Annotated in this window: 21 protein-coding genes; 15 read left to right on the forward strand and 6 right to left on the reverse strand. The window is 59.1% G+C overall.

Annotation, left to right across the window (positions count from 1 at the left end; genetic code table 11):
- The first annotated feature begins 633 nt into the window (after positions 1-633).
- Positions 634-2,058, forward strand: a complete 1,425-nt coding sequence (locus AWM69_RS19225; protein WP_131654513.1) for an amino acid permease — start codon at positions 634-636, stop codon at positions 2,056-2,058.
- A 110-nt stretch (positions 2,059-2,168) separates the two neighbouring features.
- The gene (gene arfB / locus AWM69_RS19230; RefSeq protein ID WP_131654512.1) at positions 2,169-2,582 is read left to right on the forward strand and encodes an alternative ribosome rescue aminoacyl-tRNA hydrolase ArfB; all 414 of its coding nucleotides are present in this window, start codon (positions 2,169-2,171) and stop codon (positions 2,580-2,582) included.
- Here arfB and AWM69_RS19235 read toward each other — a convergent pair.
- The 6 genes from AWM69_RS19235 to phhA form a co-directional block, all read right to left on the reverse strand.
- Entirely contained in the window at positions 2,579-3,766 is a 1,188-nt protein-coding gene (locus AWM69_RS19235; protein ID WP_218728016.1) for an MFS transporter, read from the reverse strand. The genes arfB and AWM69_RS19235 overlap by 4 nt on opposite strands.
- A gap of 141 nt (positions 3,767-3,907) precedes the next feature.
- Positions 3,908-4,084: a hypothetical protein gene (locus AWM69_RS19240; RefSeq protein WP_088500038.1), complete on the reverse strand. Its 177-nt coding sequence runs from the start codon at positions 4,082-4,084 to the stop codon at positions 3,908-3,910.
- Between the two features lie 84 nt (positions 4,085-4,168).
- A complete protein-coding gene (locus AWM69_RS22930) occupies positions 4,169-4,300 on the reverse strand; it encodes a hypothetical protein (RefSeq protein ID WP_256930434.1) in 132 nt (43 codons plus the stop codon).
- A 287-nt stretch (positions 4,301-4,587) separates the two neighbouring features.
- Positions 4,588-5,784: an amino acid aminotransferase gene (locus AWM69_RS19245; protein ID WP_131654510.1), complete on the reverse strand. Its 1,197-nt coding sequence runs from the start codon at positions 5,782-5,784 to the stop codon at positions 4,588-4,590.
- The gene (locus AWM69_RS19250) at positions 5,784-6,140 is read right to left on the reverse strand and encodes a 4a-hydroxytetrahydrobiopterin dehydratase (protein WP_048383002.1); all 357 of its coding nucleotides are present in this window, start codon (positions 6,138-6,140) and stop codon (positions 5,784-5,786) included. Before AWM69_RS19250 ends, AWM69_RS19245 begins: the two co-directional genes overlap by 1 nt.
- A 59-nt stretch (positions 6,141-6,199) precedes the next feature.
- Positions 6,200-6,991 carry a phenylalanine 4-monooxygenase gene (gene phhA, locus AWM69_RS19255; protein WP_048383003.1) on the reverse strand — a complete coding sequence of 264 codons (792 nt, stop codon included), beginning with the start codon at positions 6,989-6,991 and terminating at the stop codon, positions 6,200-6,202.
- 356 nt (positions 6,992-7,347) lie between these two features.
- Between phhA and AWM69_RS19260 the strand changes: the two genes are divergently transcribed.
- From AWM69_RS19260 to AWM69_RS19320, 13 genes are all read left to right on the forward strand, one after another.
- Positions 7,348-8,913, forward strand: a complete 1,566-nt coding sequence (locus AWM69_RS19260; RefSeq protein WP_218728017.1) for a sigma-54-dependent transcriptional regulator — start codon at positions 7,348-7,350, stop codon at positions 8,911-8,913.
- Between the two features lie 251 nt (positions 8,914-9,164).
- Complete coding sequence (locus AWM69_RS19265) at positions 9,165-9,905, forward strand: flagellar basal body rod protein FlgF (protein WP_048383005.1); 741 nt, start codon at positions 9,165-9,167, stop codon at positions 9,903-9,905.
- A 45-nt stretch (positions 9,906-9,950) separates the two neighbouring features.
- Complete coding sequence (gene flgG, locus AWM69_RS19270) at positions 9,951-10,736, forward strand: flagellar basal-body rod protein FlgG (RefSeq protein WP_048383006.1); 786 nt, start codon at positions 9,951-9,953, stop codon at positions 10,734-10,736.
- A 49-nt stretch (positions 10,737-10,785) separates the two neighbouring features.
- Positions 10,786-11,481 carry a flagellar basal body L-ring protein FlgH gene (gene flgH / locus AWM69_RS19275; protein WP_131654508.1) on the forward strand — a complete coding sequence of 232 codons (696 nt, stop codon included), beginning with the start codon at positions 10,786-10,788 and terminating at the stop codon, positions 11,479-11,481.
- Between the two features lie 12 nt (positions 11,482-11,493).
- Positions 11,494-12,603, forward strand: coding sequence for a flagellar basal body P-ring protein FlgI (locus tag AWM69_RS19280; protein WP_048383220.1), 1,110 nt, complete (start codon positions 11,494-11,496; stop codon positions 12,601-12,603).
- A 10-nt stretch (positions 12,604-12,613) separates the two neighbouring features.
- Entirely contained in the window at positions 12,614-13,876 is a 1,263-nt protein-coding gene (gene flgJ / locus AWM69_RS19285) for a flagellar assembly peptidoglycan hydrolase FlgJ (RefSeq protein WP_218728018.1), read from the forward strand.
- Positions 13,877-13,886: 10 nt separating this feature from the next.
- A complete protein-coding gene (flgK, locus tag AWM69_RS19290) occupies positions 13,887-15,905 on the forward strand; it encodes a flagellar hook-associated protein FlgK (RefSeq protein WP_218728019.1) in 2,019 nt (672 codons plus the stop codon).
- A 14-nt stretch (positions 15,906-15,919) separates the two neighbouring features.
- Entirely contained in the window at positions 15,920-17,503 is a 1,584-nt protein-coding gene (locus AWM69_RS19295) for a flagellar hook-associated protein 3 (protein ID WP_218728020.1), read from the forward strand.
- Between the two features lie 794 nt (positions 17,504-18,297).
- Positions 18,298-19,224 carry a ketoacyl-ACP synthase III gene (locus AWM69_RS19300; RefSeq protein ID WP_048383011.1) on the forward strand — a complete coding sequence of 309 codons (927 nt, stop codon included), beginning with the start codon at positions 18,298-18,300 and terminating at the stop codon, positions 19,222-19,224.
- 351 nt (positions 19,225-19,575) lie between these two features.
- A complete protein-coding gene (locus AWM69_RS19305) occupies positions 19,576-21,036 on the forward strand; it encodes a flagellin (RefSeq protein WP_218728022.1) in 1,461 nt (486 codons plus the stop codon).
- Between the two features lie 153 nt (positions 21,037-21,189).
- Complete coding sequence (gene fliD, locus AWM69_RS19310; RefSeq protein WP_218728023.1) at positions 21,190-22,551, forward strand: flagellar filament capping protein FliD; 1,362 nt, start codon at positions 21,190-21,192, stop codon at positions 22,549-22,551.
- A gap of 96 nt (positions 22,552-22,647) precedes the next feature.
- Positions 22,648-23,037, forward strand: a complete 390-nt coding sequence (fliS, locus tag AWM69_RS19315) for a flagellar export chaperone FliS (RefSeq protein WP_131654501.1) — start codon at positions 22,648-22,650, stop codon at positions 23,035-23,037.
- A gap of 25 nt (positions 23,038-23,062) precedes the next feature.
- On the forward strand, positions 23,063-23,356 hold the full coding sequence (locus AWM69_RS19320) for a hypothetical protein (RefSeq protein WP_048383015.1): 294 nt from the start codon (positions 23,063-23,065) through the stop codon (positions 23,354-23,356).
- The last annotated feature ends 35 nt before the right edge of the window (positions 23,357-23,391 follow it).

Genomic DNA, 23,391 nt, shown 5'->3' on the forward strand with positions numbered 1-23,391 from the left:
TTTTTTTATGCCCGTCAAATGCTTGCCTGCAGGCGCGAGCGTGCTCGCGATGGCATCGATGCAGTGTCAGGCAGGCTTCGTCGTCCGAATCGCGAGCACGCTCGGCAGATACAGGTGCAAGGGCGGATGAATAAAGTGGAAATTTTTCTTTACGTTGTGTCAGGCAAACGATACGGAATAGGTGATTTGACGGTGTTAAATACTCAATTTGCTGCTTCTGTAAGATAAAGTTTCCATGAAAAGCCCTTTTTGCAGCGTTTTCGCCCATAAACCGGCTTGTTTAGTGTTGCCGGCAGCGGTGTGATGGGATCTTGCCTACGTGCGGGTGTACAATGCGCCGCGTTTTAACTGTGACTCAATTGCGTACCCGCGCATTTTGTGTCTTGTCGGCGATGTGCCGATGAGCCAAAACATCGAGGCCAACCCGCCTTGTTAACTCCGCAATGCCACAAGCGTTGCGGGTTCGATTCCGTCACAGATAAAAACAAACAGGTGACGCATGACTCGTGAAACAACCTTGGATTCCTGGCGCCTGCGCTGGGGTTTGATTTGTGTTGTAGAACCTTCGATCACTGCCTGGTGCTGAAGCGACAACGCACTGAATGACATCAAACCTTGTGTGGGACCCTTTCAATGAGTGGACAAACCTCGCATTCGGGCGAGCTTAAACGCGGCCTGAAAAATCGTCATATCCAGCTGATTGCCCTTGGTGGGGCGATTGGTACTGGCCTGTTCCTCGGCTCGGCCGGGGTACTGAAGTCTGCCGGCCCGTCGATGATCCTGGGCTATGCGATTTGCGGCTTTATTGCCTTTATGATCATGCGCCAGCTCGGCGAAATGATCGTCGAAGAACCCGTAGCCGGCTCTTTCAGCCACTTTGCGCATAAATACTGGGGCGGTTTTGCCGGGTTTATGTCGGGCTGGAACTGTTGGGTGCTGTACATCCTGGTTGGCATGTCAGAGCTGACTGCGGTCGGCAAATACGTGCACTACTGGTGGCCGGAGATCCCGACCTGGGCCTCGGCAGCCGCCTTCTTCATTCTGATCAACCTGATCAACCTGACCAACGTCAAAGTGTTTGGTGAAGCCGAGTTCTGGTTCGCAATCATCAAGGTGGTGGCGATCGTCGGCATGATTGCCCTGGGCAGCTATTTGCTGGTCAGCGGCAGCGGCGGTCCTCAGGCTTCGGTCAGCAACCTGTGGGAACACGGTGGCTTCTTCCCGAACGGGACGACCGGCCTGATCATGGCCATGGCCTTTATCATGTTCTCCTTCGGTGGTCTGGAAATGCTCGGTTTCACCGCAGCTGAAGCCGACAAGCCGCGCACCGTGATCCCCAAGGCGATCAACCAGGTGATCTACCGCATCCTGATTTTCTACATCGGTGCACTGGTGGTTCTGCTGTCGCTGACCCCGTGGGACTCGTTGCTGGAAACCCTGAATGCCGGTGGCGACAGCTACAGCAGCAGCCCGTTCGTGCAAGTGTTCTCGATGCTGGGCAGCAATACCGCTGCGCACATCCTCAACTTTGTGGTTCTGACGGCAGCGTTGTCGGTGTACAACAGCGGCACCTACTGCAACAGCCGCATGCTGTTGGGCATGGCGCAGCAGGGCGATGCGCCCAAGGCGCTGGCCAAAATCGACAAGCGCGGTGTACCGGTCAACTCGATCCTGGCGTCGGCGGCGGTCACCGTGATTGCGGTGTTGCTCAACTACCTGATGCCGCACGATGCGCTGGAATTGCTGATGTCGCTGGTGGTAGCCACCCTGGTGATCAACTGGGCGATGATCAGCTTCTCGCACCTCAAGTTCCGCCAGCACATGAACAAGACCGCTCAGGTTCCGCTGTTCAAGGCGCTGTGGTATCCCTACGGCAACTACGTTTGCCTGGCATTCGTGGCGTTCATCCTGGTCATCATGTTGATGATTCCGGGCATCCGCGTGTCGGTGTATGCGATTCCGGTGTGGGTCGTCTTTATGTGGGGCTGCTACCTGCTCAAGAACAAGCGCGCACTGCAGGCTTCGGCAGCGGCGTCTTACGGTTCAGCTGCCAAATAAGCTGAGCTGTTCAACAACAAACCCGGCCTTTGTGCCGGGTTTGTTGCTTGTGAAAGACCGGGAGAGGGGCGTCTGAGGTATTCTGCAGGCCCTGAAGACGGACCCTTTTTATGCTGGTCATTTCCAACAACGTTCATATCCCCGATGCCGAGATCGAACTGACGGCAATTCGTGCCCAGGGCGCGGGCGGGCAGAACGTCAATAAAGTCTCAAGTGCAATGCACTTGCGCTTTGACATCCCCAATTCTTCGCTGCCGCCGTTTTACAAGGAACGTCTGCTGGCGTTGCGCGACAGCCGGATCACCAGCGACGGCGTGCTGATCATCAAGGCCCAGCAATACCGTACCCAGGAACAGAATCGCGCGGATGCGCTGGAGCGGCTGGTCGAGTTGATTCTGAGCGCGACCAAGGTCGAGAAAAAACGTCGACCGACCAAACCCACCCTGGGCTCAAAAAAGCGTCGTCTCGAATCCAAGACCAAACGCGGCAACATCAAGGCCGGGCGGGGCAAGGTGGACTTTTAAGGGGCTCGCGCCGCCCTGGCCTGCCGATACAGATAAACGCTCAGCAATAGCCCGCTAAACGCTGCCAGTGCGGCGAACAAAAAGATCGAGGCAAAGCCAAAGCCTGCGGCCACGGCGCCTACCAGTGGGCCGGTAATGCCCAGTGACAGGTCGATAAACAGCGAGTAAGCGCCCACGGCGGCGCCCCGGCTGGACGCCGGGACCAGGTTGACCGCTTCGACGCCCAAGGCCGGAAACACCAGCGAGAAGCCGAAACCGCTCAAGGCAGCACCCGCCAGGGCCAGTTCAGGGTTCGGTGCCAGCCACAGCAACAGCAAACCCAGGGTTTCGACGCTGAGGCAGACAATGGCTACTTTGAATCCGCCGATACGGTTGATCAGGTTGCCGAACAACAGGCGCGCACCGATGAAGCTGGCGCCAAACAGGCTCAGGCACAACACGGCGTTTTCCCAGTGATTCGTCGCGTAGTACAGGGTGATGAACGTCGCGATGGTGCCAAAGCCGATGGAGCCCAGCGCCAGCCCGGTACCGTGGGGCAGAACGCGTCCCAGGACATGCAGAAACGGCAGGCGCACACCGCTGACGATGGGTGCGGCGCGTTTTGGCCATGCCAGCAGCAGGCCCACGATGCCGAGGGCGATGATGCTGGCGCCCATGCTCCAGATGCCCCATTGGTTGACCATCATGACCCCCAGCGGGGCGCCGATGGCAATGGCGCCGTAGCTGGCAATGCCGTTCCAGGAAATCACCTTGGCGGTGTTCTGCGAGCCAACGCGGCCGATCCCCCAACCGATGGCGCCCGAGCCGACCAGGCTTTCTGCGCTGCCCAGCACCAGGCGGCCGATCAGCAGGCTGGCCAGGCTCAAGGCCGGTGCCGCCGACAGCCAGCTGGACGCCAGCATGAACACGCCGCTCAGGCCGCAGCCTGCCAGGCCGTACATCACGGCACGCTTGCTGCCCAGGTTATCGATAATGCGGCTGGCGTAGGGTCGGCTCAGCAGCGTGGCCAGGTATTGCAAGCTGATCACCAGCCCGGCGATTACGGTGCCATAACCCAGCTGGTTATGGACGTAGCCGGGCAAGACGGCCAGCGGGATGCCGATATTGAGATAACCGATAAAGGTGAACAGGACGATGGAGACCACTTGCAGGGTAACTGCCAGAGGACGTTGTGTTTCAGACATGGAGTAAAGGTCCTGCGGGGATTTGAAAAGGCGCCGTAAGTGTAGTCGCTGCACAGGGCGGCGATGGGCGGCGTAGGAGCCCGCTGTTGAAAGAGCTGCGAGGGTTTTCGCAGTGTTGACGCGGCTCCGGGCTGGAGCCTGTTACAGCGGTGTCACCAGCCGGGTTGCGATCAGGGCGGCGAGGGCGTTCTCTTGGGTGCCAAAGCGCTTGAGCAAAGTGGCTTGCTTCTCGGGGCTAAGGCGCTGCCACAGCTCGATCATTTTTTCGGCGGTGCCGATCAGTACGCTGGCTTGGGTTTCGCTGAAGGTGTCAGTCACGCTGGAATCCGGGGTAGGGGTGAAGCGGTTGTGTCAGGCGGTATGAAAAACCAGTGCTTTTCGCACCGCCTGATGATCAGACCGTCAGTCTTCGCTGTTGGCCTTGAGGCTTTCTTGAGCCTCATCCAGTGCGGGTTTTTCAGCGCTGGTGTGTTGTGGGATTGGCTGCTGTGTTTCTTGCAGGCTTGGGAAGGGGAGGTTTGGGATTTCGTGCATCGTCGCGCTCCTCGCAAAACGTGTTTTTAAATCGCTGGGTACATCCGCGCTTTTAAAAAGCTTGTGCAGGATACAGGAGGGAGTGTGACAAATTGTCTTTTTTTTGCGTCTGGCGGGGTTTATGTCGAACTTTTCATTTTGCTGTTGTCCCGGAAGGACGCGCCGCAAATTCGTGGCATAGCCGCTGCCGCCGGCGGTGACAAGGGCCTCAGGCGCCGCCCTCCTGGAGAAGAGCGGCCCTGTGGATGATCACAGCCCACAACAGCGGTTACACGTTTGGGCCAGCGTTAGCGCTCGCAGACCTGAGCAATGGCCTTGGCCAGCAGGTTCAGGCGGGTGCCGTCCACACCGGCGATGTTGGCACGGCCGGAACCGACCATGTACACGCTGTGTTTTTCCCGCAACTGTTTGACCTGGTCGGCTGTCAGTCCCGTGTAAGAAAACATCCCGCGTTGCTCATTGATATGGGCAAAGTGCTCGGCCAGGCCGAACGGCGTCAGGGCTTCAACCAGGCCGCCGCGCAGTTGCGCAATGCGGCTGCGCATGGCTTCGACTTCTTCGGCCCACAGGGTTTTCAGTTGCTCGTCACCGAGGATGGTCGCCACGACAGCGGCGCCATGGTCTGGCGGGTTGGACCACAGATTGCGGGCCAGATAGGCCAGCTGGCTGCGGATATCCGTCAGTTTCTCGGCATCCTGGGCGCACACCAGCAATGCCCCGACACGTTCGCGATACAGGCCGAAGTTCTTTGAGCAGGAGCTGGTGATCAGCACTTCCGGCAGTTCGCTGGCGAACAGGCGAGTAGACCAGGCGTCAGCTTGCAGGCCGTCGCCGAAGCCCTGGTACGCGAAGTCGATCAGCGGCAGCAGCTCGCGGCGGCGCACCACGTCGAGCACCTGCAACCAGTCGGACTTGGACAGATCGAACCCGGTCGGGTTGTGGCAGCAGGCATGCAGCAGTACCACGTCACCTTTGGGCGCTTGCTCCAGGGTGGCCAGCATCGCCGCTACATTGAGTCGATTGTCGCTGCCCACATACGGGTAGTGGCTGATTTTCAGGCCGGCCGCGGCAAAGATGGTTTCGTGGATCGGCCAGGTCGGGTCGCTCAGCCAGATGCCGCGTCCCGGCAGGCACTGCGCAATGAAATCCGCGCTCAGGCGCAGCGCACCCGTGCCGCCCGGGGTCTGGGTGGCTCCCGCACGTCGGGCGCCGAGCAAAGGGGAGTCAGCGCCCAGTACCAGCTCGCTGATCAATTGCCCAAAGCGGCTGTCGCCATGCCCGCCGATATAGGTTTTGGTCTGTTGCTGGTCCACCAGGCGCTGCTCGGCCTGTTTGACCGACTGCAGGATCGGCGTCAGGCCATTGGCGTCTTTATAGACGCCCACGCCCAGGTCGAACTTGTCCGGGTTAGTGTCCTGTTGATAGGCGTCCATCAAACCGAGAATCGGGTCGCCCGGTACCCGACCAATATCGGCAAAGTGCATTACTTGCGACCTTCGGCAGTTTTGGCCACTTCGTCAGTGCGTGCAGCCATGATGAAGTCGTTGCGGTGCAGGCCCTTGATCGAGTGGCTCCACCAGGTCACGGTGACTTTGCCCCACTCAGTCAGCAGGCCAGGGTGATGGCCTTCAGCTTCAGCGATTTCACCCACGGCATTGGTAAACGCCAGGGCAAATTTGAAATTCTTGAACAGAAAGACCTTTTCCAGCTGCATGACGCCGTCGCGAACTTCAATGTTCCAGTCCGGGATCTGTTTGATCAGGATCGGCAGTTCTTCGTCGCTGACCTGGGGAGCATCGGCGCGGCAGGCTTCGCAGTGGGCTTGGTTCAGTGCGTTCATCGGGGGCTCCTGAGATCGGTTTTTCTTCTTGTTTAAAAAGTAGTGTTCAAAAAAACGGGTTACGCAGCTTTGGGTTTCGGGGCAAATTTTGGCGCGTGCAGGCCCATCGTCATGCCTTTCTCGACCATGCCCATAATGTCTTCATGGGCCAGGTCGAACAGCCGCTTCAAGTCCGGGAGGACAAAATACAGCGGTTGCAAAATATCGATGCGATACGGGGTGCGCATGGCTTCCAGCGGATCGAAAACCTGATGTTCAGGTTCTGAGGACAGGCTGTAAACCGTTTCTTTAGGCGAAGAAAGAATTCCGCCGCCATAAATGCGCTTGCCCTGCGGAGTGTCGACCAGGCCGAACTCGATGGTCATCCAGTACAGGCGGGCGAGGTACACGCGCTGTTCTTTGCTCGCCTGCAGGCCCAGCTTGCCGTAGGTGTGGGTGAACTCGGCAAACCACGGGTTGGTCAGCAGCGGGCAATGGCCGAAAATCTCGTGGAAAATATCGGGTTCTTGCAGGTAGTCCAGCTCTTCCGGAGTGCGAATAAAGGTCGCTACCGGGAATTGCTTATTGGCCAGCAATTCAAAAAAAGTCTGGAACGGGATCAGGGCCGGTACGCGGGCGACTTGCCAGCCGGTGGTGGCAGCCAGTACCTGGTTGATTTCGTCCAGCTGCGGGATGCGATCGTGGGGCAGGCCCAGTTTTTCGATGCCTTCCATATATTCCGGACAGGCACGACCGTCGAGCAGCTTCAGCTGGCGGGTGATCAGCGTATTCCACACCGCGTGTTCGGCAGGTGTGTAGTCGATAAAGCCAGTGGCATCCGGCTCGCGGGCGACGTATTTCGTTTGCTTCATGGTGCTCTCCGCAAGGAAATCGTTTTTATTATTGGGCGGTGTGGCGATGCCTTAGTGATACCCCAAGTGATGAGCGTATGCAGCTAGCCTTAATCCCGTAATGCTGGGATGATGCGTGATATCCGTAAATATTTCGTTACGATGTGTGGGTTGAGCTGTCATTCGTGTTGTTCGTGACAGTGCAACTGTCACAAAAACGTGACGATGAAATGTACCCATCAACAAAAAAGAGCGCTGCAGGCACGCGCTTGTTCGCGATTCCCGCCACGCGGTTCGTCAGTCATTGCCCCGTGATGGCGTTGTGAGCGCGTCCATGCCTGCAGGTTATGCCTTGCACTTATCCCCGAGTTTTCTTCATGCGTATAAAAGTCCACTGCCAAAACCGGATTGGTATTCTCCGCGACATTCTTAATCTGTTGGTTGCCTACGGGATCAACGTGAAGCGGGGTGAGGTGGGCGGGGATCAGGGCAATGCGATTTATTTGTACTGCCCGAACTTGATCAACCTGCAGTTTCAGGCCCTGCGCCCGAAGTTTGAAACCATTGCGGGTGTATTCGGGGTCAAGCGCGTCGGCTTGATGCCGAGCGAGCGCAGGCACATGGAGCTCAATGCCTTGCTCGGGGCGTTAGAGTTTCCGGTGTTGTCCATCGATATGGGTGGCTGCATTGTTGCGGCCAACCGTGCGGCAGCGCAGTTGCTCGGGGTGCGGGTGGATGAAGTGCCGGGCATTGCCCTGTCGCGCTATGCCGAGGATTTCGACTTGCCGGAGCTGGTCCGGGCCAATAAATCCCGGATCAATGGCTTGCGGGTCAAGGTCAAAGGTCATGTGTACCTGGCTGACATTGCGCCCTTGCAGCTCGAGCACGACGAAAGCGAGGCGATGGCAGGCGCCGTATTGACGCTGCACCGCGCCGACCGCGTCGGTGAGCAAATCTACAACGTGCGCAAACAAGAGCTGCGGGGCTTCGACAGCATTTTCCAAAGCTCTAAAGTCATGGCTGGCGTGGTGCGTGAGGCCCGGCGTATGGCACCGCTGGACGCGCCGTTACTGATAGAAGGTGAAACCGGCACCGGCAAGGAACTGCTGGCCCGGGCCTGCCATTTGGCCAGCCCGCGCGGACAGTCGCCGTTGATGGCACTTAACTGCGCTGGCTTGCCCGAGTCGATGGCTGAAACCGAACTCTTCGGTTATGGGCCGGGGGCTTTTGAAGGGGCGCGGGCCGAAGGCAAGCTGGGCCTGCTGGAGCTGACGGCAGGCGGCACGTTGTTTCTCGATGGCGTCGGTGAAATGAGCCCGCGCTTGCAGGTCAAGTTGCTGCGTTTTCTGCAGGATGGCTGCTTCCGGCGCGTCGGCAGCGATGAAGAGGTGTACCTCGATGTCCGGGTGATGTGCGCCACTCAGGTCGACTTGTCCGAATTGTGTGCCCGCGGCGAGTTTCGCCAGGACCTTTACCATCGACTCAACGTATTGTCGCTGCATATCCCGCCGCTGCGCGATTGCCTGGATGGCCTTGAGCCGCTGGTCGAGCACTTTCTGGATCAGGCCAGTCGGCAAATCGGCTGCCCGCTGCCCCGCCTGGCCCCGGCAGCAATGGACCGCCTGAGCCACTACCATTGGCCGGGTAACGTGCGTCAGTTGGAGAACGTGTTGTTCCAGGCGGTTTCGTTGTGTGACGGCGGGGTTGTCAAGGCCGAACATATTCGCCTGCCGGATTACGGCGTACGGCAACCGGTGGGCGAGTTTTCCCTGGACGGCGGCCTCGATCAGATTGTCGGGCGTTTCGAGAAGGCAGTGCTGGAGCGCTTGTATTCCGAGCACCCGAGCAGCCGTCTGCTGGGCAAGCGGCTTGGGGTTTCCCACACCACCATCGCCAACAAACTGCGCGAGTACGACATCATCAAGCCGGGTAAAGAGTCCTGAGGCATCCTCTGTACAGGAACCCGCGTGCTCGCGATGCAATCACTTTCCTGCTGGAAGGTGATTGCTTGCCGCAACCGGCATAACCGCGCCGTTTAAACCGCTTACATCTGTTCTCGACCTCCGGGCATTTCCCCTCTAAACCCCCGCCAGTACAGCCTTTTCGACCGTCAAAAAATAGTTGGTGCGTTAATTGCTTGAAGCTCTGCTATGCACGGGTGGGCGGCAAGCGTCCGTCAGACAGAGGAAAGACTGTGGACAAGTACCTTTATGTGGCAATGACGGGCGCCAGCCAGAACGCGCTGGCGCAGAAGGCGCATGCCAACAATCTGGCGAACATCTCGACCAATGGTTTTCAGCGTGACCTGGAGCAGGCGCGTTCGATGCCGGTGTTTGGCGACAGCTTCCCGGCGCGTGCCTTTGCCCTGTCCGAACGCCCAGCGACGGATTTCACCCCCGGCGCCATGATTGAAACCGGCCGCGAGCTGGATGTGGCCGTGGGTGGTAATGGCTGGATTGCCGTGCAGGCCCCCGATGGCAGCGAAGCCTATGTGCGCACCGCCAGCCTGAATGTGGATGCCCTGGGCATGCTGCGTACGGGCAACGGGATGCCGGTCATGGGCAATGGCGGGCCGATTGCCGTGCCGCCCGAGCAAAAAATCGAAATTGGCGAGGACGGCACCGTGAGCATCCGCGCCATGGGCGAAGGTCCACAGGTCATGGCCGAAGTGGATCGCATCAAGCTAGTTCAGCCTGACCTGCGGGCCATGAGCAAGGGGCTGGACGGCTTGATCCACACCAATGACGGTCAGCCGGCCCAGGCCGATGCCAATGTGCGCGTGGTCTCGGGGTTCCTGGAGGCGAGCAACGTCAATGCCGTCGATGAGATGACCTCGGTGCTGGCGCTGGCCAAGCAGTTCGAGCTGCACATCAAAATGATGAACACCGCCAAAGAAGACGACCAGGCCATGACTCGGGTCCTGTCCATCAGCTAATGACTTGAACGCAGCGCCGAAAAACCGGCGCGCGAGGAGAACACCATGCTTCCGGCACTGTGGGTTGCAAAAACGGGCTTGGCTGCACAAGACACCAACCTGACCACTATTTCCAACAACCTGGCCAACGTCTCGACCACCGGCTTCAAGCGCGATCGCGCTGAATTCCAGGACTTGCTGTACCAGATCAAGCGTCAGCCTGGCGCCCAGTCGACCCAGGACAGTGAACTGCCGTCGGGTCTGCAAGTAGGGACCGGGGTGCGGATCGTCGGCACGCAAAAGAACTTTGCCGCCGGCAGCCTGCAAACCACCGAGCAGCCGCTGGACCTGGCGATCAATGGCCGTGGCTTCTTCCAGATCATGCAGCCTGACGGGACCACGGCCTACAGCCGCGACGGCACCTTTCACCTCGACTCCAACGGTCAGATCGTCACCGCCAGCGGCTTTGCCCTGGAACCGGCGATCGTGGTACCGGCCGATGCCCAGACCTTCACCGTCGGCCAGGACGGCACGGTGTCGGTCACCATTGCCGGCAACCCGGCGGCGCAAGTCATCGGCAACCTGCAGACGGCTGACTTCATCAACCCGGCCGGCTTGCAGTCCCAGGGCGGCAACCTGTTCCTCGAAACCGCGTCCAGCGGCGCACCGCAAATCGGTACGCCCGGCTTGAACGGTTTCGGCCTGACCATGCAAAGCATGCTGGAGACGTCGAACGTCAGCACCGTGGAGGAGATGGTCAACATGATCACCACCCAACGTGCCTACGAGATGAACTCCAAAGTGATCTCCACCGCGGACCAAATGTTGTCGTTCGTTACGCAAAATCTGTAATCACGTAAATACGGCGGCCCGCAGGGCGCCGGCAATGGCGGGAGAGGTCATGAAGCGCTTGTTTTCTGTTCTGGCACTGGGCGGTATTACGTTCCTGGCGGGCTGTGTCAGCCCGCCGCCACGCCCGAACGATCCGTATTACGCCCCGGTTCTGCCGCGCACGCCGCTGCCGGCTGCGGCCAATAACGGTTCGATTTACCAGGCCGGCTTTGAGCAGAACCTGTACAGCGACCGCAAGGCCTTTCGCATTGGCGACATCATCACCATTACCCTGAACGAGAAGACCCAGGCGAGTAAAAACGCCAACTCGCAGATCGGTAAAAACAGCAACACCAGCCTTGGTTTGACGTCGCTGTTCGGTGCCGGCCTGAGCACCAATAACCCGCTGGGCGGCGGTGATTTGAGCCTGAATGCCGGTTACAGCGGCAGCCGGGCCAGCAAGGGCGACAGCAAGGCCGGGCAGGGCAACAGCCTTACGGGTTCGATCACCGTGACGGTGGCCGATGTGTTGCCCAACGGAATCATCGCGGTGCGTGGCGAGAAGTGGATGACCCTCAACACCGGTGATGAGCTGGTGCGTATTGCCGGGTTGGTCCGCGCCGATGACATCAGCACCGACAACACCGTGTCTTCGACCCGCGTGGCCGATGCGCGAATCACCTATTCGGGCACCGGTTCGTTTGCCGATGCGAGTCAGCCGGGCTGGTTTGACCGGTTCTTCCTCAGCCCCCTCTTTCCTTTCTAGGTGATGGCCGCCATGTTCAACCTCAAGCATCTGCTGGCAGCCGTAGTGCTGCTGTCGACCACCCTGGGCGCCCACGCCGAGCGGTTGAAAGACATCGCCAGCATTTCGGGCGTCCGCTCCAACCAATTGATTGGTTATGGCTTGGTGGTCGGGCTTAACGGCACGGGCGACCAGACCACGCAAACCCCGTTCACCTTGCAGACATTCAATAACATGCTGTCGCAGTTCGGGATCAAGGTGCCGCCGGGCTCGGGCAATGTGCAATTGAAGAACGTCGCCGCGGTTTCGATCAGTGCCGACTTACCGGCCTTTGCCAAGCCGGGTCAGGTGGTCGATATCACCGTGTCCTCCATCGGCAACTCCAAAAGCCTGCGCGGCGGCACCCTGTTGCTGACACCGCTCAAAGGCATTGATGGCAACGTCTATGCCATTGCCCAGGGCAACCTGGTGGTGGGCGGTTTTGACGCCGAAGGTCGGGACGGCTCGAAAATTACGGTCAACGTACCGTCGGCCGGGCGGATTCCGGGCGGTGCTTCGGTTGAGCGCGCGGTACCCAGTGGTTTCAACCAGGGCAACAGCCTGACCCTGAACCTCAACCGTTCGGACTTCACCACCGCCAAGCGGGTGGTGGACAAGATCAACGATTTGCTCGGCCCAGGCGTGGCCCAGGCCATTGATGGCGGCTCGGTCCGGGTCACGGCGCCGTTGGACCCAAGCCAGCGCGTCGATTACCTGTCGATCCTGGAAAACCTGGAAGTCGATCCCGGGCAGGCGGTGGCCAAGGTCATTATCAATTCGCGCACCGGCACTATCGTGATCGGGCAAAACGTCAAGGTTTCTCCGGCGGCCGTGACCCACGGCAGCCTGACCGTGACCATCACCGAAGACCCGATTGTCAGTCAGCCGGGCCCGCTGTCCAACGGCGAGACCGCTGTGGTTCCGCGTTCGCGGGTCAATGCCCAGCAGGAAGCCAAGCCCATGTTCAAGTTCGGCCCGGGCACCACTCTCGACGAAATCGTCCGTGCGGTGAATCAGGTTGGCGCGGCGCCGGGGGATCTGATGGCGATTCTGGAAGCGCTCAAACAGGCCGGCGCCTTGCAAGCCGACCTGATCGTGATCTGAGGCCGGCATCATGGATATGCGTAAGAGCGGTGTGGTCAGCGGCAGCGATTCGGGTGCGTTCAGCGACCTGAACCGGCTGAACAATCTGAAGGTCGGTGATCGCGAAAGCGACGGCAACATGCGCAAGGTGGCGCAGGAGTTCGAGTCGCTGTTCCTGAACGAAATGCTCAAGTCCATGCGCTCGGCGAACGAAGTGCTGGGCAAGGACAACCCGCTCAACACGCCGGCTGCCAAGCAGTATCAGGAAATGTACGATCAGCAGCTGTCGGTGACCTTGTCCCGTCAGGGCGGCGGCATAGGCCTGGCGGATGTACTGATGCGCCAGATGGCCAAGCACAAACCGACAGCCCCGCAAGACGCCGTGGCCAGCACCGGGCTGGTCACGCAACCCGCGACAGCGGCACCTGTCGTCAGCCCGAGCGACAGCCCGTTTGTGCGCTCCAATGGTCAGCGACCGTTGTGGGCCTCCCGGGTCGCGGTCGCGCCGGGAGCGGGCGAGGGGGGGCATGCCAATGACCGGGCACTGCTCAACCAGCGGCGTCTGGCGTTGCCCAACAAGCTGACCGACCGGTTGCTGGCCGGGATCGTGCCGTCGGCCGACCCGGCGATCGCCACCCTCAATGCCGGCGCTGTGCCGGGCCGTACTTCGCCCGGGATGGAAGCGGTGCTCAAGGGCGGCGGCCAGCCGATGCTCAGCGCAGCCGGCGCTTCAGGGCGGATGCAGGTGTATGGCCGCGCCGTGGCGCAGCCGCCCTTGGCTCCGGCCAGGCAAGCCTTCAACTCACCGGATACATTTGTCGCCAGCATGCTGCCGATGGCGCAACAGGCCGCCGCCCGCATTGGCGTCGACCCGCTGTACCTGGTGGCCCAGGCGGCACTGGAAACCGGCTGGGGCAAGTCAGTCATGCGCCAACAAGATGGCAGCAGCAGTCACAACCTGTTTGGCATCAAGGCTACCGGCAGTTGGCAGGGCGCGCAGGCGCGGGCCATCACCAGTGAGTTCAAGGGCGGGCAGATGGTCAAGGAGACGGCGAACTTCCGTTCCTACGATTCCTACCAAGACAGCTTCCATGATCTGGTCACGCTGTTGCAGAGCAACAATCGTTATAAAGAAGTGTTGAATTCGGCCGATAAACCGGAGCAGTTCATACGCGAATTGCAGAAGGCCGGATATGCTACCGACCCTGAATACGCCAGCAAGATTTCGCAGATTGCCAAGCAAATGAAGACCTACCAGAGCTACGCCTCGACGGGTTCTCTCACGAATTTATAAGGTTTGAACCATGGCGAGTTTGATCAATATCGGGATGTCGGGGCTGAACGCCAGTCAAGGCGCATTGGCGACTGTCGGCAATAACATCGCCAACGCCAATACCTCGGGCTATTCACGTCAGCAAATCGTGCAGGGCAGTGCCGCCTCGCAACAAGTGAGCGGCGTGTTCATTGGCACCGGCACCACGCTGGCTGACGTGCGCCGGGTCTATAACGCTTACCTCGACGCCCAGTTGCAAACCACCACTTCGCTCAATGGTGACGCCCAGGCCTATCTCGACCAGATTGGCTCCATCGACAAGTTGCTGTCGGATAAAAGCACCGGTGTCTCGGCCGCGCTCGGCAGCTTCTTCGCGTCATTGCAAACCGCTGCCGGGGCGCCCGGTGACATATCGGCCCGCCAGTTGCTGCTCACCCATGCGCAAACCCTGAGCAACCGCTTCAACTCGATCTCGACCCAGCTCAACCAGCAAAACGAAGGCATCAACAGCCAGCTGGACACCCTGACCTCGATGGTTAATCAGCACACGGCCACCATCGCCTCGCTGAACCAGCAGATTGCCCAGGCGACCACCGCCGGCAATACACCGAACAACTTGCTGGATGCGCGCAACGAAGCGGTACGCACGCTCAATGAGCTGGTGGGGGTGACCGTCCAGGAACATGACAACGTATTCGATATTTCGCTGGGCACCGGCCAGTCGCTGGTGCTGGGCGGCACCGCCAGCACGCTGTCGGCGGTGCCGGGCAAGGTCGACAAAAGCCAATACAGCATTCAGGTCAACTACGCGCAGTCCAGCATGGACGTGACCTCGGTAATCAGTGGCGGCAAGATTGGCGGCCTGTTGCGTTACCGCGATGAGGTGCTGGCACCGGCGATGAACGATCTGGGGCGCACTGCGATTGTGGTCGCTGATGCGATCAACCAGCAGTTGGGCCAGGGCCTGGACGCCAATGGCGAGTTCGGTTCGTCGCTGTTTAACAGCATCAACAGCGAACAGGCCATCAGCCAGCGCAGTTTGGCAGCCACGAGCAACAGCAAGGGCTCGGGCAACCTGAACGTGAGCATTACCGACAGCGGCAAACTCACGACTTATGATTATCAGGTGACGTTCAGCAGCGACAAGGACTACACGGTCAAGCGCTCTGATGGCACCACGCTGGGTCCATTCGATCTCACCCGCAAACCGGCCGCCGTCATCGACGGGTTCAGCCTCGACCTCAAGGGTGGCCCGGTTACATCGGGCGATACCTTCAAGGTCAGCCCCACCCGCAATGGCGCGAGCACTATCGGCGTGCAGATGACCGATGCCAACAAGCTGGCATTTGCTGGACCACTGGTGGCAGGTAAAGGCGGCTCCAACACCGGCACCGGCGCCATCAGCGGCCTGAATCTGTCATCGGCACTGGATATTTACAGTGGCAGCAATCTGGGCCAGGCGCAGGTCGAGGCCGCGATGCCGGTGCGTGTGGTCTTTGATGGCGCTAACGCAGATGGCACCCATGGCTACCGGGTGCTGAACGAAAAAGGCGAAAACATCAGCAGCGGCACCTATGTGCCGGGCCAGGACAACGAAATCAAGGTCAAGGTGCCCGTCACTAACGCGGACGGCACCACCACGGATGTCGCTTTCGGGGCCACGATCAGCGGTTCGCCCGCCAAAGGCGATAGTTTCGACATCAAGTTCAACAAGGACGGCAAGGCGGACAACAGCAATGCCAACCAATTGCTGGAGCTGCAAACGAAGAAAACTGTTGGTGTGAGTGACGGGGGAGGCGGCTCCAGCCTGGCCGCCTCGTACAGTCAACTGGTCTCCAAAGTCGGTGGCAAGGCCAGTCAGGCGGTGGTCGACGGCACGGCCAACAGCGCGGCACTGGCGTACGCCAAGGAAGTGCGCGGCTCGGTATCCCAGGTCAACCTGGACGAAGAGGCATCCAACCTGGTCAAGTTCCAGCAGTACTACACGGCATCGTCGCAAATTATCAAAGCGGCGCAAGAAACCTTCAGCACGCTGATCAACAGCCTTTAAGGGAGCCCTCGACGATGCGCATTTCCACGTCCCAGTTTTTTGAGTCGACCAGCGCCACTTACCAGAACAATTTCTCGTCGGTGATCAAGACCCAGCAACAGATCGACTCCGGCGTGCGGATCCAGACCGCGGCAGATGATCCGGTCGGCGCGGCCCGCTTGCTGCAATTGCAGCAGCAAAAAGACATGCTGGGCCAGTACACGGCCAACATGAACAGCATCAAGTCGTCGCTGGGCAGCCAGGAAATCGTACTCGACAGCATCAACATTGCGCTGCAAAAGGCCAGTGAGCTGGCGCTGCGGGCCGGGGGCACGATCAGCGACGCCGACCGCGGCGCGATCGCCAACGAGCTGGGCAGTATCGAAGACCAGGTATTCGGCCTGCTCAACAGCAAGGACGCCGCGGGCAACTACATGTTCTCCGGTTCCAAAACCGACACCCCGCCCTATACCCGCAACAACGATGGCACTTACAGCTATCAGGGCGATGATACCCAGCTCAACCTCAAGATTTCGGACACCTTGTCCATGGCCGGCACCGACACGGCCAAAAGCATCATGGAAGGCTCGGTCAATACCGGGCGCACCCAGGCCACACTGCAGCCGCCATCGGTCAACGATGGCAAGGTCTCGGTGTCGGCGGGCCTGATTACCTCAAGCCCGGTGTTCAACCAGAGCTTTGCCCAAGGCCAGCCTTACACACTTGAATTCACCAGTAGCACCCAATACACGTTGACCGATGCCACGGGCAAGGATGTGACCTCGCAGGTGCCGGGCAATGGCGTGCTGGATCCGGATAAAGCAGGCGGTCAGAGCATCAGTCTGAACGGGGTCTCGTTCGACATAAACCTTGATCTCAAGGATGTGCCGGCGGCGGAGCGGGATGCGGCAGTGGCCGGGCGCGTGTTCAGCCTTGAGGCCAGGCCTGATTCGTTCAGTGCTTCGCGGACCCCGAGCAACGACTCGACTGCGCAGATTACCGGGACCACGATTGACAAGGTGGACGCGGGCGCTGCCGATGCGTACCGCGACAGCTTTCCGAGCAACGGCGCGGTGATCAAGTTCACCAGCGAGACCGAGTACGAGATCTACGCCCAGCCACTGACGGCCAGCAGCAAGTCGATTGCCGCTGGCAGCATGAACGGTGACTCGCTCAGCGCCATGGGCGTTACGTTCAGCTTCTCCGGGGCGCGGGCAGCGGGCGACCAGTTCGTGGTCAACCGCAACAATCACCAGAGCCAGAATGCGCTGGATACCTTGAGCCAGTTGCGTCAGGCGCTGGACGTTCCCACCGACAAGGACCCGCAGGCCCGGCAAGCCCAAAGGGATGCGATCAACTCGGCGATCGGCAACCTGAAAAACGCCAGCGCAGGCGTCGACAGCGCGCGGGGGTCGATCGGTGCGCGCTTAAGCGCGGTGGACATTCAGAACGAAGAAAACATCAGCATGGGCCTGGCCAATAACTCCACCACAGCAGCCATTGGCAATACCGACCTGGCCGGCGCATCCATTGATCTGGCTTTCCAGAAAGCCATGCTCGAAGCCTCGCAGCTGGCCTTCGTGAAAATCTCCCAGTTGAGCCTGTTCAACCAGTTGTAACTGCGCAGGCCTGGCCGGCACTCTCGCCAGCGGCTACAGAGATGATCCAGCGCGTAATCTGTAGCAGCGGACGAGTAGAACGAGACCGCGTCCGGCGGCGCAGCCGTCGTAAAGCCTGGCGGACCTATCCTAGCGTGCGGCCTCCCGAAAGGGGGGCGGGTGGATCAAGGGCAAGACCGGAAGACCGGACGCGGCCTCGCTTCGCTCGACCGCTGCTACGGAGCTCGGGTGATCCTGAAATCCTGATGCCCCTTCGCGCCTTTTCGCAGCTTGCGGCAGCGGCTACAGGTTGGGTGATCCTGTAGCAGCGGACGAGTAGAACGAGGCCGCGTCCGGCGGCGTAGCCGTCGTAAAGCCCGGCGGACCTATCCCTGCGGCCTCGCTTCGCTCGACCGCTGCTACGGGGCTCGGGTGATCCTGAAATCTTGAAGCCCCTTCGCGCCTTTTCGCAGCTTGCGGCAGCGGCTACAGGTTGGGGTGATCCTGTAGCCGCTGCCGAGGCACGAAGGCTGCGAGGCTTGGCGGGCAGCAGCGTTTCGACAGTGTTTATCCGCGGTAATCCTTGAAATCTTTTGTATAAAAGCGCACAAAATTGAGTGACTTGCGAGTCATAACGCGCATCTTCACTGTATCGTGTGAAACCTATGGGCGGGCGCCGGGCCTTTTTCAGGCTGTTTTGTGTCTATTCGGGTGCCCACTTCGCCGCATTTTTGCGCGACGAAGCCCTTTTATTGTCAACGCCCCTCGATTGTGAGAGCGGGTGATCTCCAGCTATTCAGTATTGGGAAGCCACAATGATTGGCATTAAAAGCATCGCCAGTTACGTGCCAGCAAGCGGTGTAGACAACTACGCGCAAGGCGCGAAGTTCTCCAAGGACGAAGAATTCATTCTGGGCAAGATTGGCTCGGCATTCCTGCCGCGTAAAGATGCTGACCAGGAAACCTCGGACCTGTGTGTCGAAGCGGTTAACGCCCTGTTCGCCAACAATCCGCAGCTCAATCGCGAATCCATCGATGCGCTGATCGTTGTGACGCAAAACGGCGACGCCGAAGGCCTGCCGCACACGGCCGCCATCGTTCAGGACAAGCTCGGCCTGCCGACCCACGTCGCTGCGTTCGATATTTCCCTGGGGTGCTCGGGTTATGTCTACGGCATCTACGCGATGAAGGGCTTCATGGAAGCGGCCGGTCTGAAAAACGGCCTGCTGGTGACCGCTGACCCGTATTCGAAAATCGTCGATCCCGAAGACCGCAACACCACCATGCTCTTTGGTGATGCCGCCACCGCCACCTGGATGGGCGAAGATGCGCCTTGGCAGTTGGGCAAGGCCAAGTTCGGCACAGACGGTTCGGGTGCTCCGCACTTGAAAGTCAGCGATGGCGTGTTCTTCATGAACGGCCGTCAGGTGTTCAACTTCGCGCTGCTCAAAGTGCCGGCGCACTTGAATGAGCTGCTGCAAGAGTCCGACCTGACGTCTGCCGACATCGATGCTTTCTGCATCCATCAGGGCAGTGCAGCGATTGTCGATGCCGTGGCCCGTCGCTTTGAAGGCGAGCCGGAGAAGTTCATCAAGGACATGGTCGAGACCGGTAACACCGTGTCTTCGAGCATTCCGCTGCTGCTGGAAAAGCACGTGATGGACGCCACCTGGACGCGCGTAGCCCTCAGCGGCTTCGGCGTAGGTCTGTCGTGGGGCTCGGCGATTATCTATCGCCCTTAAGCTTTACGTCGAAACACCCAACGCCCGTGGCCTTAAAAGCCATGGGCGTTTTGCGTTTATCCCCTCTGTTCTTTGCAGGCGCCGAGCGTGCTCGCGATCCGGTCGACGCGGTATGCCTGACGTAGCGCGGTGATTCCATCGCGAGCAAGCTCGCTCCTACGGGGATTTTTGTCGCTTCAGGTGTCGCTAACCCCCTGAAATAAAAGGGATGGCACGCCGCCAGTAAAAAAAATCAAAAAATCCCTCAAGCAACCTGCATTCACGACGATAACTATTACGAAGGTTCTCTAGGCCACACCCGGCGGTTGCCAGGGCCGGAAGCCGCAGTATTCATCCAATGAGGATTTCGTCATGGCTTTATCAGTAAACACTAACGTCACGTCCCAGACCGTTCAGAAGAACCTGAACAAAGCCGGCGATGCTCTGAGCACCTCGATGACCCGTCTGTCTTCCGGCCTGAAAATCAACAGCGCCAAAGACGATGCCGCGGGCATGCAAATCGCCAACCGTCTGACCTCTCAGGTTAAAGGCATGACAGTGGCCATCGCCAACGCCAACAACGGCACCTCGATTGCCCAGACCGCCGAAGGCGCGATGCAAGAGTCGACCAACATTCTGCAACGTTTGCGTGAACTGGCCCTGCAGTCCGCGAACGGTGATAAAAGCGCTGAAGACCGTGCGTCCCTGCAACAAGAATTCACGGCGAAAACCGGTGAACTGACCCGTATCGCCCAAACCACCACTTTCGGTGGTCGTAACCTGCTGGACGGCTCGTTCCAGAACCAATCCTTCCAGATCGGTTCCGACGCCAACCAGACCATCTCGTTCGGCATGAACGACATCAGCGCTACCGGTTTGAAAGGCTCTTTCAGCGAGGCGAAGGTGTCGGGGGAAAAGACAACGTTGTCGGCGACGGTAACGGGCAAGGCGACCACTGATCTGGGGACAGACGCGGAGATCAAAATTAACGGCGTCACTGTGAATATAGCGGCTGCTGATGATGATTTGACTAAAGTCATGACGGCAATCAACGCCCTGACTGCTGACACCGGTACGGCCCCAGCGATTGTACCCGGGACTGGCGTGACCGCTTCGGTGTCTGGTGACCGTCTAGTGTTGACGTCTGCTGATGGTAAAGCTGTCAAACTGGAAAACAGCACAACGGCTGAGGGTGCTGGAGCGCTGGCCAAGTTGGGGCTGTCGGCAGGGACTACGGCGTCCAAGCTGGAGGATGCAACCTCAATCAACCTCAACGGTACTGAGGTCAAGTTTAATGCCGGTTCGACAATGGCCGATGTGGTTTCGTCGATCAACAGCGCCAGCACTGGGGTAACCGCCAGCCTTAAAGATGACGGAAGTTTGAATCTGTTCTCAACCGGCAACATCACTATTGCCAATGGCAGTGCCGGGACTGGTCTGGCCGCATTGGGTCTGACTACTGCTGCCGCTGTTGATACGGGTGATGGGGTTGGGACCACAAAAGCGGTAAAAATGGAAACCACCGTTTCCGACCTGAGCATTCTGAGTGCAGAAGATTCGCAGCGTACTGTCCAGGCGCTGGCTGATGCGATCTCGCAGATCGACACCCAGCGTTCGGCTCTGGGTGCTGTTCAAAACCGTTTCACCAGCACCGTGGCCAACCTGCAGAGCATTTCCGAGAACTCCACCGCGGCACTGGGTCGGGTTCAGGACACTGACTTCGCTTCCGAAGCTGCTGAGCTGACCAAGCAACAAACCCTGCAGCAGGCGTCCACTGCGATCCTGTCACAGGCTAACCAGCTGCCATCCGCTGTGATGAAACTGCTTCAGTAATTTCAGCGCTTGGTTGAAAACAGAAGGGCGCGTTTACGTGCCCTTTTGTTTTTTCAGGTTTTGGCGTTTGAAGGTGGCATGAAATGTGAAGCACTCTGTGGCTTCGGCACGCTTCGCCAATAAAGCGCCAGCCACCGGATAAGGAGAATACAGATGGCAAGTTCAACCATTACGGGGGTCGGCTCGGGTTTCGACACGGTCGGCATTGTAAAAGCCCTGGTTGATGCGGAAAAAGCGCCCAAGCAAAGCCAGATTACCAAGCAGCAAACCGTCACCACGACTCAGTTGTCGGCGGTGGGTACGGTCAAGGTTGCGCTTGAGGCCTACCGTACAGCAATTGCCAAGCTCAATAACGCGTCCAGCTTCAATGGCCTGGCCGCATCGTCGTCTGACGAAAAAATTTCCAAAGTCACCATCGATGACAAAGCGTCCAGCGGCACCTATGCGCTGGACGTCACTCAGTTGGCGACTGCGTCGAAAATCACCAGCAAGATGTTCGCGGGTGGCCCTTCGGCGGTTGTGAACACCAGCGAAGCGGCTGCAACCCTGACCCTCTCGCAGTCCGGTGACAATTACGATGTCACGATCCCGGCGGGGGCGACCATGCAGCAGACCCGCGACGCAATCAACACGCAGCTGCAATCCAAGGGTATCAGCGCCAACGTCCTGAGCGACGCCAATGGCTCGCGGCTGGTGATCAGCTCGCAGACCACAGGCAAAGGCACCGACATTACCATCAGTGGCGATTCGGAACTGGCGATCGGTTATGACGCCGGCAAGCCGCCGGTGAACGCCGAATACACGATTGATGGCATTGCCATGGAGTCGAAGAGCAATAAAGTGACGGCGGCCATCAGCGGCGTGAGCCTGGAGTTGATTGACACCAAGGCATCCACCATTACCGTGGCGTCCAACACCACCACCCTGAAAACCTCGGTTCAGTCGTTCGTCACGGCGTACAACGCGCTGTTGACCAGTATCAACACCCAGACCAAAGTCACGGCCACCGGCGATGCGTCGACCACCACCTCGGGCGCGCTGACGGGCGATGCGTCGATGCGTCAGCTGGTCAACGGTATCCGCAACGAGTTGCTGCAGAACACCGGCTCGTCGAGTGTCGGCAACCTGTCGCAGATGGGCATCAGTACTGACCAGAAAACCGGGCTGCTGACGCTGGATGACACCAAGTGGAAGGCGGCGGTAGAGACCGCCAATGGCCCCACCGAGATTGCCAAGGTGTTCACCGGCGACACAGGCCTGGTGGCACGAATGACCAAGGCCACCGAAAGCTATGTCGGAAGTTCTGGGCTGCTGGCGTCCCGCGCCACTGACTTGAACACCAAACTGACGAACCTGACGACGCAACAGGCAGACCTGGATCGGCGCATGGACGCCCTGAAAGACACCCTCAGCGCCAAATACACGGCGATGGACACCTTGATCGCGAAGATGAACGCCAGCAGCTCCAGCATCATGACCACGCTCAACTCGTTGAATAACCCTAAAAAAGACTGATGTGAGGCGCTCGGGTGGCTAAAGTTTTTCGCCCCTGCGTCGACATATAAAGCATGTCCCAGTCATTTTGCCTGTCACCTGTAATGAGGTAGAAACATGAACCCGATGCGCGCCCTTCGTCAGTATCAGAAGGTCAATTCCCACGCCCAAATCTCCGAAGCCAGCCCCCATCGCTTGATTCAGATGCTGATGGAAGGCGGTCTGGATCGCATGGCGCAGGCCAAGGGTGCAATGAGCCGTGGAGATGTCGCGCAGAAGGCACTGTTGCTGACCAAGGCTATCGACATCATCACCGGTCTGCGTCAGGGCCTGGATGAAGAGAAGACCGACGACAAGGCTGCCTTGCAGCAGCTCGACAGCCTGTACGAATACATGGCCGTACGCTTGACCCTGGCCAACGCGCAAAACGACCCTGAAATCATCGACGAAGTGGCTCGTCTGCTGATCACTGTGAAAAGTGGTTGGGATGCGATCGCAGCTGAATAAACCCCGCAGGTTTGAGGAGTGCGCCATGAGCCAATTGCAACGAATTCAAGAAACCCGCGTAGCGCTGATTGACGCTCTGGCCGAGCGTAATTGGGATGCGATCGGTGAGCTGGACTCGGCGTGTCGGGTATGTGTTGAGAGCGTACTGGATGAAGCACCGCTGGATGAGGCGGTGTTGCGCGAGAATCTGGAAGGGTTGTTGGTGGTGTATCGCATGCTGCTGGAGGCGGCGACGGATGAGCGGCAATTGCTCGTTGAGCAAATGGGGCAGATCAATCAAGCAAAAAATGCTTCAAAGGTTTACCATCTCTTTGGTTAAGGCCTAAGAAAGATGTGGTTAATCGCGTTTAAAGC

This window comes from Pseudomonas sp. D1HM (genome assembly GCF_019266105.1).
Taxonomy (GTDB): Bacteria; Pseudomonadota; Gammaproteobacteria; order Pseudomonadales; family Pseudomonadaceae; genus Aquipseudomonas; species Aquipseudomonas taetrolens.

Bases quoted from the DNA above. Each gene is read 5' to 3' on its own strand.
- AWM69_RS19225 (WP_131654513.1), top strand. From the start codon at position 634: ATGAGTGGACAAACCTCGCATTCGGGCGAGCTTAAACGCGGCCTGAAA.
- arfB (WP_131654512.1), top strand. From the start codon at position 2,169: ATGCTGGTCATTTCCAACAACGTTCATATCCCCGATGCCGAGATCGAA.
- AWM69_RS19235 (WP_218728016.1), bottom strand. From the start codon at position 3,766: ATGTCTGAAACACAACGTCCTCTGGCAGTTACCCTGCAAGTGGTCTCC.
- AWM69_RS22930 (WP_256930434.1), bottom strand. From the start codon at position 4,300: ATGCACGAAATCCCAAACCTCCCCTTCCCAAGCCTGCAAGAAACACAG.
- AWM69_RS19245 (WP_131654510.1), bottom strand. From the start codon at position 5,784: ATGCACTTTGCCGATATTGGTCGGGTACCGGGCGACCCGATTCTCGGT.
- AWM69_RS19250 (WP_048383002.1), bottom strand. From the start codon at position 6,140: ATGAACGCACTGAACCAAGCCCACTGCGAAGCCTGCCGCGCCGATGCT.
- phhA (WP_048383003.1), bottom strand. From the start codon at position 6,991: ATGAAGCAAACGAAATACGTCGCCCGCGAGCCGGATGCCACTGGCTTT.
- AWM69_RS19260 (WP_218728017.1), top strand. From the start codon at position 7,348: ATGCGTATAAAAGTCCACTGCCAAAACCGGATTGGTATTCTCCGCGAC.
- flgG (WP_048383006.1), top strand. From the start codon at position 9,951: ATGCTTCCGGCACTGTGGGTTGCAAAAACGGGCTTGGCTGCACAAGAC.
- flgH (WP_131654508.1), top strand. From the start codon at position 10,786: ATGAAGCGCTTGTTTTCTGTTCTGGCACTGGGCGGTATTACGTTCCTG.
- AWM69_RS19280 (WP_048383220.1), top strand. From the start codon at position 11,494: ATGTTCAACCTCAAGCATCTGCTGGCAGCCGTAGTGCTGCTGTCGACC.
- flgJ (WP_218728018.1), top strand. From the start codon at position 12,614: ATGGATATGCGTAAGAGCGGTGTGGTCAGCGGCAGCGATTCGGGTGCG.
- flgK (WP_218728019.1), top strand. From the start codon at position 13,887: ATGGCGAGTTTGATCAATATCGGGATGTCGGGGCTGAACGCCAGTCAA.
- AWM69_RS19295 (WP_218728020.1), top strand. From the start codon at position 15,920: ATGCGCATTTCCACGTCCCAGTTTTTTGAGTCGACCAGCGCCACTTAC.
- AWM69_RS19300 (WP_048383011.1), top strand. From the start codon at position 18,298: ATGATTGGCATTAAAAGCATCGCCAGTTACGTGCCAGCAAGCGGTGTA.
- AWM69_RS19305 (WP_218728022.1), top strand. From the start codon at position 19,576: ATGGCTTTATCAGTAAACACTAACGTCACGTCCCAGACCGTTCAGAAG.
- fliD (WP_218728023.1), top strand. From the start codon at position 21,190: ATGGCAAGTTCAACCATTACGGGGGTCGGCTCGGGTTTCGACACGGTC.
- fliS (WP_131654501.1), top strand. From the start codon at position 22,648: ATGAACCCGATGCGCGCCCTTCGTCAGTATCAGAAGGTCAATTCCCAC.
- AWM69_RS19320 (WP_048383015.1), top strand. From the start codon at position 23,063: ATGAGCCAATTGCAACGAATTCAAGAAACCCGCGTAGCGCTGATTGAC.